We start from the raw sequence: 16,196 nt of genomic DNA, 5'->3' as shown, positions 1-16,196 counted from the left end.
TGCGCCATGAGATTGGCGCAGCGCGGTTTCGGTGGAAGCCCCTCGTTGTTTCGCCCGGGTGACGAAGGCGCCTTGTGTGTTACGCGTCCATGAACCGCCTGATGTCCGGCGCGCCGATCGTTATCGTGACGCAACCGGTGACCGGGTCCGCGCGAGCGGCACCGGTCCAGGCGCACAAAGGGACCGGCCGCGGCGGGCCTCTCGATGACCTGGCGTGGGGGAGCCGAGTCGGGCAGTTCGGGAGGACCGGCCGCGGCCGGGGCATGGGTGGGCCGGGCCGGTCAGACCGCCTCGGCGGTCTCGGGCAGGTCCACGGCGAGCTGATCGGTGAGGCCGACGACGGCCGCGAGATCGCCGAAGTCGCGTACGGCCGTGTCGACCGTCTTCCGGATACGCGTGTTCACCCGCTCGGAGCGCACCTTCTTGGCGATCTCCATGGCCTTGGAGGCGTACGCCGTGCTCTCCTCGGGCTCGCGCCGCAGCAGATGCACGGTGGCCATGCCGATCAGGTTCAGCGCGTACGACCGCTGGTGCTCGCTGTCCTTGGCGAACAGCTCCACGGCCCGCTCCATCAGCGGCTGGGCCAGTGAGGCGTAGGTGGGGCTGCGGCCGGCGACGTAGGCGAGGTCGCGGTAGGAGTGCGAGTTCTCCGCGAACAGCTCGGCCTCGGAGAAGAAGCGGATCCAGTCGGGGTCCGGCTCGTCCCACTCGTCGGCCTCGGCGAAGGTGTCCTCGGCCATGCGGACCGCGCGCTTGGTCTTGCCGGGCTGGCCCATGTTGGCGTAGGCGCGGGCCTCCATCGCATACAGCATGGACTGGGTGCGCGGGCTCGCGCAGTCGCGGCTGCCGTACTGGGCGAGGTGGATCAGCTCCAGGGCGTCGTCGGGCCGGCCGAGGTGGATCATCTGGCGGCTCATGCTGGACAGGACGTAGGAGCCGAGCGGCTTGTCGCCGGCCTCCTTGGCCGCGTGCAGGGCGAGCACGAAGTACTTCTGCGCGGTGGGCTGGAGGCCGACGTCGTACGACATCCAGCCGGCCAGTTCGGCGAGTTCGGCGGCGACCTTGAAGAGTTTGCGGGCGGTGGCCTCGGGCTGGGGTTCCTGCAGGAGGTCGGTGACCTCGTGCAGCTGGCCGACGACCGCCTTGCGGCGCAGACCGCCGCCGCACTGGGCGTCCCACTGGCGGAACATCCGCGTGGTGGACTCCAGCAGCTCCAGCTCGGGCCTGGACAGCCGGCCCGGCCTGCGGGAGTCGAGGAGGGACTCCGGGTCGGGCGGGACCGGGGAGGCGGGGCTGGGGACGAGCCAGCGCTGCATGGGCTCGATGAGGGAGGGGCCCGCGGACAGCGCGAGCGAGGTGCCGAGGAAGCCGCGGCGGGCGAGCATCAGGTCGCTGCGCGAGAACTCGCTGAGCAGGGCGACCGCCTGGGGGCCCGTCCAGGGCAGGTCGACGCCGGACGCGGAGGGCGACTGGCGGGCGGCGCGCAGGCCGAGGTCCTCGACGGAGACCACACAGCCGAAGCGTTCGGAGAACAGCTCCGAGAGGATGCGCGGGATCGGCTCGCGCGGGTTCTCCCCGTCCAGCCAGCGCCGTACGCGCGAGGTGTCGGTGGAGATGTGGTTGGCGCCCAACTGGCGGGCCCTGCGGTTCACTTGGCGGGCCAGCTCGCCCTTGGACCAGCCGCTGCGCACGAACCACGAGCCGAGCAGCTCGTTGGGGCGCTTGTCAGCGTTCGTCCCGCTACCGCCATTGCCGCCCACTGGAACGCCCCCATCCCTGAGACCACTTGTCGCCGAGTGCGCCAAGCCCTATCAGAATGCCGGTAAATACGGCCTCCCGTCCGCCGGTTCTCACTCTCCGAACGAACTGACGACTTGCCTGCGGCATACCCATGGGTGCATGTGCCCCCAGGACTCGCACACTCACAGTAATCCTACGATCACCGCCTCAGCCACGGGGATCCCGGAATCGCCACCATTCGCCACCCCTTCGAATGAACTCCCGGTGACCTCGGCGCGATTCACTTGACACAGGACGGTTGGCGAGTGGGCGGAGTGATGCACGTTGGGGCGCGTGTCCCTCGGTGCGCCACCCGATGCGCTTCGATGCGCCGCCTTGGCCTCGCGGCGCCGCGGGCAGGCGGAGCCGTAGCGTTACGTTCCGCTACCGTCTCGTTCCGCGTCGTAACCACCGGCGCGCCGGACCCGTTGGAGGGGGCATGGGCTTCACGATCGGCGGCATGCGCGAGATCCGCTCCGGCACACGTCGGCGCGGCCGTTCGTCGGAGTGCACCGCCGTCGCCGAGTTCACCGGGCTGTGGGGCTGGGACGTGGTGCCGGGGGCCCGGGCCGCGGCGGGCGCCTGCTCGTGCGGGCACGCCGACTGCCCGGCGCCGGGCGCCCATCCGCTGGACTTCGCGCCCCGGGTACCGGCCGGGGCCACGCTGGACGAGGTGACCAAGGCCTGGTCCGAGTTCCCGGGCGCCGCGGCGATGCTCCCGGTCGGCAGGGCGTTCGACGTCATCGAGGTCTCCGAGGCCGCCGGACGCCACGCCCTGGTCCGCCTGGAGCGCATGGGCCTCCCCCTCGGCCCGGTGACCGCGACCCCGGACGGCCGCGCCCACTTCTTCGTCGGCCCCGGCGCCGCCGCCGAACTCCCCCGGCTGCTCTACCGCACGGGCTGGGACGACCCTTGCGCACTGGACCTGCACGGCCTCGGCCCGGGTACGTACATCACCGCGCCGCCCTCCGACCGGGGCGGCCTCGGCCCGGTGCGCTGGCTGCGCCCGCCCGCGCTGGACTGCGCGACCAGGCCTCCGGCGGCGCGGCTGCTGCTCGGGACGCTGGCGTACGTCGCCCATCGGTCGCGCACGTAACACCGCCCGAAGGAACCGGCGCCCGTCCCCGACCGCTGGCGTACGTCGCCCATCGGTCGCGCACGTAACACCGCCCGAAGGAACCGGCGCCCGCCCCCGACCGCTGGCGTACGTCGCCCATCGGTCGCGCACGTAACGCCGCCGAAAGAGCCGGCGCCCGCCCCCGACCGCATCGTGGGGACGGGCGCCGCTTCGGGAGCACCCGGGAACGTTCCCGGGTGCCGGGGCACCTCCGGACATCCGGAGGTGGTCAGCCACCGACAAGGGCATCCACGAACGCCTCCGGCTCGAACGGCGCGAGATCGTCCGCGCCCTCGCCGAGCCCGACCAGCTTGACCGGCACACCCAGCTCGCGCTGGACCGCGATGACGATGCCGCCCTTGGCCGTACCGTCCAGCTTGGTCAGCACGATGCCGGTGATGTCCACGACCTCGGCGAACACCCTGGCCTGCACCAGACCGTTCTGACCGGTGGTGGCGTCCAGGACGAGCAGCACCTCGTCCAGCGGCGCGTGCTTCTCGACGACGCGCTTGACCTTGCCCAGCTCGTCCATGAGGCCGGTCTTGGTGTGCAGACGGCCGGCGGTGTCGATGAGGACGACGTCGACCCCCATCTCTTTGCCTTCTTTGACCGCGTCGAAGGCGACGGAGGCGGGGTCGCCGGCCTCGGGCCCGCGCACGGTGTAGGCGCCGACGCGCTCACCCCAGGTCTGCAGCTGGTCGGCGGCGGCGGCCCGGAAGGTGTCGGCGGCGCCGAGCACGACACTGCGGCCGTCGGCCACCAGCACCCGGGCGAGCTTGCCGGTGGTGGTGGTCTTGCCGGTGCCGTTGACGCCGACGACCATCACGATGCCGGGCTTGCGGTCCTCGGGCTCGGTCTTCACCGTGCGGTCGACGTCGGTGCCGATCAGCTTGAGCAGCTCTTCGCGCAGCAGGCCGCGCAGCTCCTCCGGGGTGCGGGTGCCGAGCACCTTCACGCGCTCGCGCAGCCGCTCGACCAGTTCCTGGGTGGGCAGCACGCCGACGTCGGCGGTGAGCAGCGTGTCCTCGATCTCCTCCCAGGTGTCCTCGTCGAGGTGCTCGCGGGAGAGCAGCGTGAGCAGGCCCTGGCCGAGGGCGTTCTGCGAACGGGACAGGCGGGCGCGCAGCCGGACCAGCCGGCCCGCGGTGGGCTCCGGGATCTCGATCTCGGGGGCCACGAGATCGGGCTCGGCGGGCGGCTCCTCCACGACGACCGGTGCGGGGCCGCCCGGGAGATCCACCTCCTCGATCGTCCGGCGCGGTTCGTCGCGCGGCGTCTCGGCCTCGTCGCCGACGTGCGGCTCGGCCGGGGGCGCGGTGATGTCGGGCGCTGCGGGGGGCGGCGGGGGCAGCGGCTTCCGGCGCCGGCTGCCGACGATGAGCCCGCCGAGCGCACCGAGCACGACCACGGCGATGACTACAGCAAGGATGACGGTTTCCATAACTCGTCCAGTATCAGTCATGGGTTACGGCGAGAGCCTGTTTGTGACTTCCTCCGAGAGACAAACAGCGCGTAAAGCAAGGAGTCGGAGCAAAGTACGATGGTGAAGCATCGGTTGACGCGCGTAGAGTCCCGACGTCCCCCTGTCCCCCCATGTCTGGCACCTCTTTCATGAGCAATACCGTCGAGACCGAAGGCGCTCTCGAGACCCGAGGCATCGAGCAGGTCCCCGACCACGAGCGCACCGCGAAGACACGTGAGCTGTTCCCCACCTGGGTCGGCGCGAACATCAGCGTGCTGCTGCTGACGATGGGCGCGAGCCTCGTCGTGGCGTACCACCTGAACATCTGGCAGGCGCTCGTCGTCGCGGTGGCCGCGCCGCTCGTGTCGTACGGCCTGGTCGGGCTGATCGGCATCGCCGGCAAGCGGGGCGGCGCGCCCGGCATGGCGCTGTCGCGCGCGGTCTTCGGGCAGCGGGGCAATCTGCTGCCCGGTTCGCTGATCTGGGTCGCCCGCTGGGGCTGGGAGACGATCAACGCGGTGACCGGCGCCTACGCGATGCTCACCCTCCTGGACATGCTGTTCGGCCTCAAGGCGAACAGCGTGCTCGACATGGTGATGCTGCTGCTGTTCGTCGTCGCGACGTTCGCCATCTCCGGGCTCGGCATCAACGCCGTGCAGAAGTGCAACAAGTACGCGACCTACCTCTTCGGCGTCTTCTCGGTGCTGGTCCTGGCCTACCTTGTGGCGAACACCGACTGGTCGAAGGTGCTGGACCACGGCGCCGGCTCCACGGCCGCGGTGATCACCGGCATCGGCATGATCGCGGCCGGCGGCGTCAGCTGGATCCCGTCCGCCCCGGACTTCACCCGCTACCTGCCGCGCACGGCCTCGTCCAGGGCGATCGTCGGCACGGCGGTGGGCGGTGCCGGTGTCGTCGTCCTGCCGATGGTGCTGATGGGCGCGGTGATGGCGGTGTCCACGCCGGACCTGGCCTCGGCGACCGACCCGGTGTCCTTCCTCGGTGAGATCCTGCCGACGTGGCTCGCGGTGCCGTACCTGTGCATCGCGCTCATCGGCATGCTGCTGATCAACTCGATGTCGATGTACTCGGCGGGCTTCACCGCGCAGACCCTCGGCTTCAAGGTGCCGCGCCACTGGGCGGTCTCGGTCAACGCCGTGATCTCGCTGATCTTCGGCGGGGTGCTGATGCTGGTGGCGACGAGCTTCATGGGCTCCTTCATCGCCTTCCTGTCCCTGCTGGCGGTCGCCTTCTCCGCCTGGGTCGGCGTCTTCGGCGCGGACATGCTGCGCCGCCCGGAGTACGACGGCCGGGCCATGGCCGACACCACCCGCACCAGCGCCTACTGGTACCGGGGCGGCTTCTCCCCCGCGGCCGTGGCCGCCTGGGCGGTCGGCCTGCTCTCGGGCCTGATGTTCACCACCTCGGACTGGTTCACCGGCCCCCTCGCGAAGAACAACGTCATCGGCGAGTACGGCCTCGGCTGGGTCGCGACGATCGTGATCTCGGGTCTGCTGTACCTGGCGCTGCCGAAGCCCGCGGTGGCGGCCCCGGCGCGGACGCCCCAGGCCGCCGAGGAGCCCGCGAGCGTCGGCGCCTGACGGGCGTCAGCCGGACAGGCCGCTGTTGTGCGGGGCCGCGCTCGCCCGGAAACGCAGGCGGGCACAGCGGTCCCGGGTCTCCACCCGTCATAGCAATCTGACGCCACGTCAGCTACCGTCCCCCTCCACGCACCGCACCGGAGGGGGACTTTCCCATGCCCGTCACGGTCGTACGTTTCAACCTCGTCGCTCCCGGAGCGGGCCCCGCCGCCCTCTCCGCCCGCTACCGGGCCGCCCTGGAGATGGCCGCGTACGCGGACGAGCGCGGGATCAGCACCGTGCAGACGGAGGAGCACCACGGCGCGGAGAACAACTGGCTGCCGTCGCCGTTCGTCTTCGCCGGGGCGGTGTTCGGGGCGACCGGGCGCATCGCCGTGACCGTCTCGGCGGCGATCGGCCCGCTGCACGACCCGCTGCGCCTGGCCGAGGACATCGCCGTACTGGATCTGCTGAGCGGCGGACGGCTGGTGACGGTGGCCGGGGTCGGTTACCGGCCCGAGGAGTACGCCCTGTTCGGCGTCGACTTCGGGCGGCGCGGCCGGCTCCAGGACGAGCTGCTGGAGACGCTGCTGAAGGCCTGGTCCGGCGCGGAGTTCGAGCACCGGGGCCGCAGGGTACGGCTCACCCCGCGGCCGTTCACCGATCCGCACCCCCTGCTGCTGGTCGGCGGCTCCTCGAAGGCCGCCGCCCGCCGGGCCGCGCGGCTCGGTCTGCCGTTCTTCCCGAGCGCGCATCTGCCGGAGCTGGAGGCGTACTACAAGGAGAAGCTCACCGAGTTCGGCACCGAGGGCTGGGTCATGATGCCGGCCGCCGAGATCCCGCTGCTGCACCTCGCCGAGGACCCGGACCGGGCGTGGGCACAGTACGGCGAGCATTTCCTGCACGAGGCGCGGACGTACGCCTCCTGGCAGTCGGGCGGGATCCGCTCGGCGGTGCGGTCGGCGGCCACCACGGTGGAGGAGCTGCGCGCGGAGGGCGTGTACCGGATCCTCACTCCGCAGCAGTGCGTGGCGCAGGGCGGGGACAGCCTCGTGCTGCATCCGCTGGCGGGTGGGATGCCGGTGGAGGAGGGGTGGCGGAGCCTGCGGTTGTTCGCGGAGCGGGTGGTGCCGGAGCTGGCGGGCTGAGCGGACGACCGGAGCGCGTCAGCGGCGGGGTACGGTTCGGGTCCGGGTACGGCCTGCCGCGGGCGCCCTCGGCAGGACCGGCGGTCGGCGTGCACCCGGACGGGATCACCGGCCGACGGGACACCGTAGGGGCGGCGACCCTGCGTGCCCAGTGACTCGGCGCCCGCGTCCTCGTCTCGCGAACCGCGCGTACGACACCGCCGCCCCCGGTCCGGGCAGTGGCCGGGCCGGGGGCGGCGGACGGTGCGAGGAGAGGGGCAGCGGGGACTTGGCCCTTCTCCTCGGGTTCAGGTGCCTCGCTACGAGGCTCAGCCCATCTCCTCCAGCGTCTTGCCCTTCGTCTCCTTGACGAACTTGAGCACGAACGGGATGGAGAGCGCGGCGAAGACCGTGTAGATCACGTAGGTGCCGGAGAGGTTCCAGTCGGCCAGCGACGGGAAGCTCGCGGTGATGGCCCAGTTGGCGATCCACTGCGCGGAGGCGGCGACACCCAGCGCGGCGGCGCGGATCTTGTTCGGGAACATCTCACCGAGGAAGACCCAGACGACCACGCCCCAGGAGAGGGCGAAGAAGAGGACGAAGAAGTGCGCGGCGATCAGGGCGACCCAGCCCTGAGTGGCCGGCAGCTTGCCGTCGACCAGGTCGTAGCTGAACGCCCAGGCTTCCAGCGCGAGGCCGATGACCATGCCGACGGAGCCGATGAGGGCGAGCGGCTTGCGGCCGACGCGGTCCACGAAGATCATCGCGATCACGGTGCCGACGATGTTGATGATCGACGTCGTGAAGGAGTAGAAGAACGAGTCCGCCGGGTCGACACCGACCGACTGCCACAGCGTCGAGGAGTAGTAGAACGCGACGTTGATGCCGACGAACTGCTGGAAGACCGACAGGCCGATACCGACCCAGACGATCGGCTTGAAGAAGAAGCCGCCGCCGAGCAGGTCCTTGAACGTGGACTTGTGCTCGCTCCTCATCGCGTGCTCGATCTCGGCGACGCGGGCGTCCAGGTCGACGTCCTTGCCCTCGACCTCGGCGAGGATCCCGCGGGCGCGCTCGTGCTTGCCGACGGAGATCAGGAAGCGCGGGGACTCGGGGATCGCGAAGGAGAGCAGGCCGTACAGGACGGCCGGGATGACCATCACGCCGAGCATGACCTGCCAGGCCTCGAGGCCCATCAGCTTGCCGCGCTGCTCGCCGCCGGCGGCGTTCAGCAGGCCCCAGTTGACCAGCTGGGAGATGGCGATGCCGACGACGATCGCGGCCTGCTGGAAGGAGCCGAGACGGCCGCGGTAGGCGGGCGGGGCGACCTCGGCGATGTAGGCGGGGCCGATGACGGAGGCCATGCCGATGGCGAAGCCGCCGACGATGCGCCAGAAGGCGAGGTCCCACAGCGCGAAGGGCAGCGCGGAGCCGACGGCGCTGATGGTGAAGAGGACGGCGGCGATCTGCATACAGCGGATGCGGCCGATCCGGTCGGCTATGCGACCGGCCGTGGCGGCACCGATGGCACAGCCGATCAGGGCGATCGCGATGACCTGAGCGAGGGCCGCGGAGCCGATGTCGTAGCGGCCACGGATGGCTTCGACGGCACCGTTGATGACGGAGCTGTCGTAGCCGAACAGGAAACCGCCCATGGCGGCGGCCGCCGCGATGAAGATGACGTGCCCGAGATGTTCGGGATGGGTCGTCCTGGCTCCTGACTGAGGTGCCTGCGCTGTGCTGGTCACGTGAATCTCCTCGGGCCACGGCAACGCTGCCGGTGGGGGTGAGCCCTTACAGGTATCCAGTGGGGCACGGGTTCACTCCACTTACACCTGAAGGTAAAAGTAACGTTGCAGAGACTATGCCTTCAAGTTTCGAAGTCAATAGTTCAACAGCTATGAGTTTTTACATGCGTGACGGCTCTCTACGTTCAAGTAGTGAACGTAGAGTTAGTTTGATCTTGTCGGCGCGCTACCGAAGCCGCTGAGAGATGACCTTCGACACACCGTCGCCCTGCATGGACACGCCGTACAGCGCGTCGGCGACCTCCATCGTGCGTTTCTGGTGCGTGATCACGATCAGCTGCGAGGCCTCCTGCAGCTCCTGCATGATCCGGATCAGCCGCTGGAGGTTGGTGTCGTCGAGGGCGGCCTCGACCTCGTCCATGACGTAGAACGGGCTCGGCCGGGCCTTGAAGATCGACACCAGCAGCGCGACGGCCGTCAGCGACCGTTCACCACCCGACAGCAGGGAGAGCCGCTTGACCTTCTTGCCCGGCGGCCGCGCCTCCACGTCCACACCCGTGGTGAGCATGTTGTCGGGGTCGGTCAGCAGCAGGCGCCCCTCGCCACCGGGGAAGAGGCGGCTGAAGACACCCTCGAACTCCCGGGCCGTGTCCCGGAAGGCCTCGGTGAAGACCTGCTCGACACGCTCGTCGACCTCCTTCACCACCTGAAGCAGGTCGGCGCGGGTCTTCTTCAGATCCTCCAGCTGCTCGCTGAGGAACTTGTGCCGCTCCTCCAGCGCGGCGAACTCCTCCAGCGCCAGCGGGTTGACCTTGCCCAGCTGCTGGTACGCCCGCTCGGCCGCCTTGAGCCGCTTCTCCTGCTCGCCGCGCGCGAAGGGTCTCGGCTGGTTGCGCGGGTGCCCGGGATCCTCGGGCAGCACCTCGCCGTCGGCGGGGAGCGAGGGCGGCACGAGCTGATGCGGCCCGTACTCCGCCACCAGTCCCGCCGGTTCGACACCCAGCTCCTCCAGCGCCTTGGTCTCCAGCTGCTCGATCCGCAACCGCTTCTCGGCGCCGAGTACCTCGCCTCGATGGACCGAATCCGTCAACTTGTCCAGTTCGGCCTTGAGTTCACGTCCGGCCGCGCGCCCGGCGGTCAGCTCATGTTCCCGTCGCGCCTTGGCGGCCTCGGCGGCGGCGCGCTCCCGCTCGGCCCGCGCGAGGGAGACCTCGACATGCGCGAGCAACTGGCGGGCGCCGGAGGCGACGGCCTCCGCGACGGACGCCTCGTGCCGCAGCCGGGCCCGGCGCTGCTCGGCACGCGCGCGTGCCTCACGTTCGGCGCGGGCGGCCCGGTCGAGCGAGTCGGCCCGCCCGGCGAGCCCCTTGACCCGCTCCTCGTGGGTGCGGACCTGGAGCCGCGCCTCCATCTCGGTCTGCCGGGCGTTGGCACCGTCGGCGGCGAGCCGGTCCCGCACCGAGGTGTCCGGCTCCTCCTCGACCGGCGTCTCCTCGGCGACAGCCAGCCGCTCGGCCAGCTCCTCGGCCTCCTGTACGGCCTTCTCCAGCGCCTCCTGCGCACGTGCGGCAGCCGCCGCGGACCGCTCGGCCTCCCCGGCGGCGCCCCGCGCCTGCCCGGCGAGCCGCCCGAGCTGCTGGGCCACGGCCGACTTCTCCCGGTCGGCGGCCCGGCGCCGCTCCCCCAGTTCCTCGACGAGGGTGGCCGCCCGTGTACGCCGCTCGGCCGCCGCGCCCTGTTCCTCGGCCAGTTCCGCACAGCGCACCGCCAGTCCGGCCAGTTCGGCGGCGGCCTCGTCCACGGAGGCCTGCACCTCCAGCAGGCTGGGCGCCCCGGCGGATCCACCGTGTGCGAAATGGGCCCCGAGCAGATCCCCTTCGGCGGTCACCGCGGTCAGCTCCGGGTGGCCGTAGACCAGGTCCTCGGCGTCCTCCAGCGTCCCCACGACGACGATCCCGCGCAGCAGCCGCCGCACGGCGGGCATCAGCTCGGCGGGGCCGCGCACGAGGTCGGCGGCGAAGAGGAGCCCGCCGGGGCGGGGTGCGCGCGGTACGCCGCCCGTACCGCTCGCCCGCGCGCCGACGGTGCCACCCGGCGTGCCGTGCGCCGGAACGCCCACAGAATCACCGGCACGCTCGGCCGCCGCCCGGCCAACGGAACCGGATGCGTCCCCGTCGGCCGACGCACGGCAGGCCGGGACACCCTTGACCAACGCGCTGCCGGGCGACGTACCGTCGGTCGGCGCTCCGCTGATCGGCGCACCGCCGGGCGATGCACTGCCGGTCGGCGCGCTGCCGAGCGACGCACCGCCGGAACCGACACCACCAGCCGCCCCATCGCCGAGCGACGCACCGCCGGAACCGACACCACCACCAGCCGACGCACCGCCGGGCGACGCACCGCCGGACGGCGCACTGCCGAGCGACGCACCGCCGGGACCGACACCACCGGCCGACCCATTCCCTCTCAGCGCACCACCGGTCAGCGCACCGCCGGAACCGGCACCACTCGCACCACCGGCACCACCGGCATCACCAGCACCACTGGCGGCAGCCGGCTCGCCGTTGTTCGTTGTCCTCCCGCCCGGCCCGCCGGTCGGCACCCCTTCCCCCGGTGCCTCCGGTGCCCCCGCGAGCAGCAGGGCCGCCCGGCCGCCGTCCTGCTTGCGCAGCAGCCTGATCGCCTCGGCCGCCGACGCCGGTGTCGTCACGGCGATCGCGTCCGCCGCCGCGCCGAAGGCCGCGGCCAGCGCGACCTCGTGGCCCGGGGTGACCGTCAGCAGTTCCGCGGCCGGGCCGAGGACGCCGGTGAGGCGGTCCCGGGCGCCGAGCAGTATGCCGGTGCCGTCCTTGCGGCGGAGGCCGAGCGCCAGCGCCTCGTGGCGGGCCTGGGTCGCGGCGCGCCTGCGCTCGGCCGCGGTGACCGCCTCGCGGGCCGCGGTCAGGGCGGTCTCCGCCTCGTCGAGCTGCCGTTTGGCCGTCTCGTGCCGCTCGGCCAGGTCCGCGTCGTCGGCGTCGAGGCCGTCGACCTCGGCCTTCAGCGTCTCGTACTCCTCCTGGGCGCGGACCGCGCGCTCCTGGGCCTCGTCGCGGGCCACGGCCAGCCGGTCGATCTCGGCCTGGGCGGAGGCCGCGCGCGAGCGGGCCGCGTTGACCTGCCCGGACAGCCGGGCCAGACCCTCGCGGCGATCGGCGATGGCACGGGCGACGTCCTTCAGCCGCCGTTCCTCCACGGCCAGTTCGCGCTCCAGCTCGGCCCGGTGGGCGACGGTGTCGTCCAGGGCGTGCTCGGCCGCCTCCAGGGCCGCCTCCAGCTCGGCCTCCTGCTCACGGACACGGGCGGCCTCGCGCTCCAGGTCCTCGGGGTCCCGGCCGCGCCGCTCCTCGGCGGGCGCGGAGGTGGCGCTCTTCACCCGGGCGTCGGCCAGCGAGACGGTGCCGCGGACGCGCTCGGCCAGCTGGGACAGCTCGTACCAGGTCTGCTGGGCGCGCTGCAGCCGGGGCGTGAGCTGCCGTACCTCGTCCTCCAGCAGGGCCTCGCGCTGGAGTGCCTTCTTCAGCTCCCGCTCGGCGGTGTCCTTGCGTTCCTTCAGGGCCGCCTCGTCGGCGATCTCTGCCGTGAGGGCGTCGCGCAGGCGTACGAGGTCGTCGGCGAGGAGCCGCAGGCGGGCGTCACGGAGGTCCGCCTGGATGACGGCGGCCCTCCTGGCCACCGCCGCCTGGCGGCCCAGCGGCTTGAGCTGGCGGCGCAGTTCGTCGGTGAGGTCCTGCACGCGCGCGAGGTTGGCCTGCATCGCGTCCAGCTTCCTGAGCGCCTTCTCCTTGCGCTTGCGGTGCTTCAGCACTCCCGCGGCCTCTTCGATGAAGGCGCGGCGGCCCATGGGGTCGGCGTGCAGGACGGAGTCGAGCTGGCCCTGGCCGACGATCACGTGCATCTCGCGGCCGATGCCGGAGTCGGAGAGGAGTTCCTGGATGTCGAGGAGGCGGCAGGTGTCGCCGTTGATCTGGTACTCGCTGCCGCCGTTGCGGAACATGATCCGCGTGATGGTGACCTCGGCGTACTCGATGGGCAGGGCGCCGTCGGAGTTGTCGATGGTGAGGGACACCTCGGCCCGGCCGAGCGGTGGACGCCCGGTGGTGCCGGCGAAGATGACGTCCTCCATCTTTCCGCCGCGCAGGGACTTGGCGCCCTGTTCGCCCATGACCCAGCTGAGCGCGTCCACGACGTTGGACTTGCCCGAGCCGTTCGGTCCGACGACGCACGTGATGCCCGGTTCGAACCGGAGCGTGGTCGCCGAGGCGAACGACTTGAAGCCACGGAGGGTCAGGGCCTTGAGGTGCACGCCGCTGGACTCTACCCGCCGCCGGTATCTCACTCCACGGACACTCGCAACCCCACGGTTTCACGCTTGAACATGCAGGGCACACCAGACGTTAAAGGAAGTGAAAGGATGCGCGGGGGAGCGAAAGACGCGGGGGGAAGAAAGAAGGGACGCCGAAGCGTCCCTTGCAAATCTGACGACTGGGTCCCAGCCGTCCAATCAACTGAGCGGTTGATACGGCAGCCCGACCACTGCGTGACTGCTGTCGTGGAGCGATGCAGTGATCAGGTGAGCGCAGGCTCCGCCTGGTGTGCGTCGATGCTCTCCATGATCCTGTCCTGAGAGGCGGCAGCCGTCAGCGCGTCGTTCTCCGCCTGGATGCGTCCGAGTTCGGATTCCAGGTCCTGCACACGCTGCTGCAGCCGTCGCATCTCGGCGAGGAGTCGAGGGTCGGAGCCGCCGACGTAACCGAGAAGCGCCTTTGCCATGATGGATGGTCCTCCACAATGAGTGACCGACCGATGCGGTTGGGTCGTGAGGGATTCGCACCCGCGTGCTTGGCACATCCGGGTGTTGCTCTGTTGTTGCTCCATGCCAAACAGCTAAGGTGCGCGGGGCTTTCAGCGTCTCACCAAAAAGTTTGACGGTCAACACGATCACGCCCCGTATTGGCGGGCAAACCCGGGCGCGCGGCCGGAGAACGGCGGCGCTGAGACTCGTCCGGGGGCCCTCAGGGCGTGGCGATCAGCTGTACCAGCGGGAGCCTGCCACGCCACGCCGTTCTTGGCAACCACCAGGTCGTTTCTGCTTTCCGCATGTGCCCCCGGCAGCTCCCGCGCCCCGGTCCTGCGGTTCTTTACGGAACCGGCTCAACGGATGGCGAAGCCGTCGTAGCCGCCACGGGGTGTGTCCCAGATCTCGGTGACGCCGTCCACACGCCCGGGTGTGTCGTCGCCCTGGAGCCAGCCGAGCAGTCCCTCGCAGTCCGCGCGCGGCCCCTCCGCGACCACCTGGACCCGGCCGTCGGCCAAATTGAGAGCAAAACCACTCAGGCCGCCGATCTCCAGCGCCTTGGCGCGCGTGAACCAGCGAAAACCCACGCCCTGTACGTGTCCACGGACCCAGGCGACCAGTCGTACTTCCTCGCTCATGGGTGCAACCTAACCGGCCGGTGTCGCTCGGGACACGTCGTCCCCCAACGGCATGGGGTACCGTCCCCACCCAATGCATCTCATATGAAACTCACTCGATCGAGTGAGCCGGGGTGGCCCAAGAGCGCCACTCACCGCGCTGGCACCGGTCGACCGCGAGCACGAGGAAGAGGGCAAGGACATGGGACGCCACCGACGCTCCGCCGCCGGCAGCGCCGCCACGGGCCGCGCCACCGGGGTCACCCACCCGCACAGCTCCGCCACGGCGAGCGCCGACCCGATGTACTCGCCCGCGGGCGGGCAGGCACCCAGGGGCATCGCGCCGTATCTGAACCCCGAGGCGTACGCCGAGGCCAACGCCAAGGCGCATGCCTACCTGTTCGCGGCGGACGACGACGGCTCGGCGCCGGGCGCTTCCGCGGGCGGCGGCCCGCCCTCCGGCCACCGGCGCCGGAAGAAGGCCGGACGACCGGGGCGCGCCGGCCTGCTCGGCGTGTCGGCGGCCGTCGCGCTCAGCACGGCGGCGGCGGTGGCCACGGGCGTGGTGCCGGGCCTGGAGAACTACCAGCTGGGCGGCGCCACGCACACCACCGGCGGCGACCAGGTGCAGGCCGCGGGCTCGCCCAGCAACACGGCCAGCGAGCAGGGCGGCACCTCGGGCAGCGCCGACAGCCCCGGCGGCTCCACCGCCGCCGGCCGGAACACCCAGCGCGCGCAGACCCCGAGCCGGTCCGCCTCCCCCTCCGCCTCCCCCTCCACCTCCGTCTCCCCCTCGAAGCCGACCTCGAGGCCGGCCTCGCCCACGCCCGCGCCGTCGAAGACGGCCACCCAAAAGCCGACGCCCAGGGCGACGCCGTCCACGCCGAAGAGCACCCCGTCGCGCAAGGCGACCAAGGCGCCGGCGGCGACCTCCGCACCGGGGACGGTGTCGACCGAGGCCGCCGTCGAGGCGGAGGTGCTCAAGCTCGTCAACGAGGAGCGGGCGAAGGTCGGCTGCAGCGCGCTCGCGGCGAACTCCTCCCTCACCAAGCTCGCCGAGGCGTTCAGCGGCGACATGGCCGCGCGGGGCTACTTCGACCACACCGACCCCGACGGTGCCACGCCGTGGGACCGGGCCGCGAAGGCCGGTATAACGGGCCTCGGCGGCGAGAACATAGCCCGCGGCCAGGCCACCGCGGCGGCCGTGATGGAGGCCTGGATGAACAGCCCGGGCCACCGCGCCAACATACTGAACTGCGACTTCAAGACCCTCGGCGTCGGCGTGCACCTCGGTCCGGGCGGCCCTTGGTGGACCCAGGACTTCGGTTACTGACCCTTACCGGTACCTACGCGGCGGCGCGTCCGCGGGCGAACAGGCGTGCCGTCTCGGTCACCCGGCGGCCCAGGTGTTCGGCGGTGGCGATGTCGGCCTTGTGGACGCCCTCGGGACCCTGGTCGTTGTTGCTCTGGGCGGCGGCGCCGGCGAAGAAGCCGAGGCGGTTGAGGTCGTTCTCGGAGGCGGTGCTGCTGTTCCAGGCGGGGAGCAGGCCGAGGTTGACCCAGTGCATGCCGTGCTGGGCGGCGAGCGTCTGGAAGTACTGCAGGGTGTGCAGCTTGTCGCCGCTCTTCGAGGCCGAGTTGGTGAAGCCGGCCGCCAGCTTGTCCCTCCAGTCCTGGCCGAACCAGCGCTTCGAGGTCGCCTCGGCGAAGACGTGGAAGGCACCGGAGGCCGTGCCCATGTAGGTGGGCGAGCCGAAGACGATCGCGTCGGAGCGGTCCAGCGTCTCCCACTGCTCGTCGGTGATCTCGTCGACCTTGATCAGGTGCACCTCGGCACCCGCGTCGGCGGCGCCGGCACGGACGGCCTCGGCGAGGACGGCGGTGTGGCCGTAGCCGGAGTGGTAGGCGATGGAGACGACGGGGTTGGTCATG

Annotated in this window: 11 protein-coding genes; 4 read left to right on the top strand and 7 right to left on the bottom strand. The window is 71.4% G+C overall.

What is annotated here, in order from left to right; genetic code table 11:
* Positions 1–281: 281 nt before the first annotated feature.
* A complete protein-coding gene (nsdA, locus tag AC07C1_RS29985) occupies positions 282–1,760 on the bottom strand; it encodes a transcriptional repressor NsdA (RefSeq protein ID WP_478944012.1) in 1,479 nt (492 codons plus the stop codon).
* A gap of 458 nt (positions 1,761–2,218) precedes the next feature.
* On the opposite strand from nsdA, the gene AC07C1_RS29980 reads away from it, so the two are divergent.
* Positions 2,219–2,875, top strand: coding sequence for a bifunctional DNA primase/polymerase (locus AC07C1_RS29980; protein ID WP_478944010.1), 657 nt, complete (start codon positions 2,219–2,221; stop codon positions 2,873–2,875).
* A gap of 250 nt (positions 2,876–3,125) precedes the next feature.
* Here the strand turns inward: AC07C1_RS29980 and ftsY are convergent, their stop codons facing one another.
* Positions 3,126–4,337, bottom strand: a complete 1,212-nt coding sequence (gene ftsY, locus AC07C1_RS29975; RefSeq protein ID WP_478944008.1) for a signal recognition particle-docking protein FtsY — start codon at positions 4,335–4,337, stop codon at positions 3,126–3,128.
* A 170-nt stretch (positions 4,338–4,507) separates the two neighbouring features.
* Between ftsY and AC07C1_RS29970 the strand changes: the two genes are divergently transcribed.
* A complete protein-coding gene (locus AC07C1_RS29970; protein ID WP_478944006.1) occupies positions 4,508–5,959 on the top strand; it encodes a cytosine permease in 1,452 nt (483 codons plus the stop codon).
* Between the two features lie 155 nt (positions 5,960–6,114).
* Positions 6,115–7,086 (top strand): LLM class flavin-dependent oxidoreductase, encoded by a 972-nt coding sequence (locus AC07C1_RS29965; RefSeq protein WP_478944004.1) that lies wholly within the window; start codon positions 6,115–6,117, stop codon positions 7,084–7,086.
* Between the two features lie 308 nt (positions 7,087–7,394).
* Here the strand turns inward: AC07C1_RS29965 and AC07C1_RS29960 are convergent, their stop codons facing one another.
* The 4 genes from AC07C1_RS29960 to AC07C1_RS29945 all read right to left on the bottom strand — a co-directional run bounded on the left by AC07C1_RS29960 (position 7,395) and on the right by AC07C1_RS29945 (position 14,285).
* Positions 7,395–8,813, bottom strand: coding sequence for a sugar porter family MFS transporter (locus AC07C1_RS29960; protein WP_478944002.1), 1,419 nt, complete (start codon positions 8,811–8,813; stop codon positions 7,395–7,397).
* 226 nt (positions 8,814–9,039) lie between these two features.
* The gene (locus AC07C1_RS29955) at positions 9,040–13,155 is read right to left on the bottom strand and encodes an AAA family ATPase (protein ID WP_478944000.1); all 4,116 of its coding nucleotides are present in this window, start codon (positions 13,153–13,155) and stop codon (positions 9,040–9,042) included.
* A gap of 263 nt (positions 13,156–13,418) precedes the next feature.
* Positions 13,419–13,622 carry a hypothetical protein gene (locus AC07C1_RS29950; protein ID WP_067004905.1) on the bottom strand — a complete coding sequence of 68 codons (204 nt, stop codon included), beginning with the start codon at positions 13,620–13,622 and terminating at the stop codon, positions 13,419–13,421.
* A 381-nt stretch (positions 13,623–14,003) separates the two neighbouring features.
* Positions 14,004–14,285: an acylphosphatase gene (locus tag AC07C1_RS29945; protein WP_478943998.1), complete on the bottom strand. Its 282-nt coding sequence runs from the start codon at positions 14,283–14,285 to the stop codon at positions 14,004–14,006.
* Between the two features lie 181 nt (positions 14,286–14,466).
* On the opposite strand from AC07C1_RS29945, the gene AC07C1_RS29940 reads away from it, so the two are divergent.
* Positions 14,467–15,597: a CAP domain-containing protein gene (locus tag AC07C1_RS29940; protein WP_478944141.1), complete on the top strand. Its 1,131-nt coding sequence runs from the start codon at positions 14,467–14,469 to the stop codon at positions 15,595–15,597.
* A gap of 13 nt (positions 15,598–15,610) precedes the next feature.
* Here AC07C1_RS29940 and AC07C1_RS29935 read toward each other — a convergent pair whose 3' ends face one another.
* The gene (locus tag AC07C1_RS29935) at positions 15,611–16,195 is read right to left on the bottom strand and encodes a flavodoxin family protein (RefSeq protein ID WP_478943996.1); all 585 of its coding nucleotides are present in this window, start codon (positions 16,193–16,195) and stop codon (positions 15,611–15,613) included.
* Position 16,196: the final 1 nt, after the last annotated feature.

This window comes from Streptomyces sp. NPDC045022, from assembly GCF_056432605.1.
The sequence above is the reverse complement of the archived record's forward strand: the minus strand, read 5'-3'. Positions and strand labels throughout refer to the sequence as shown.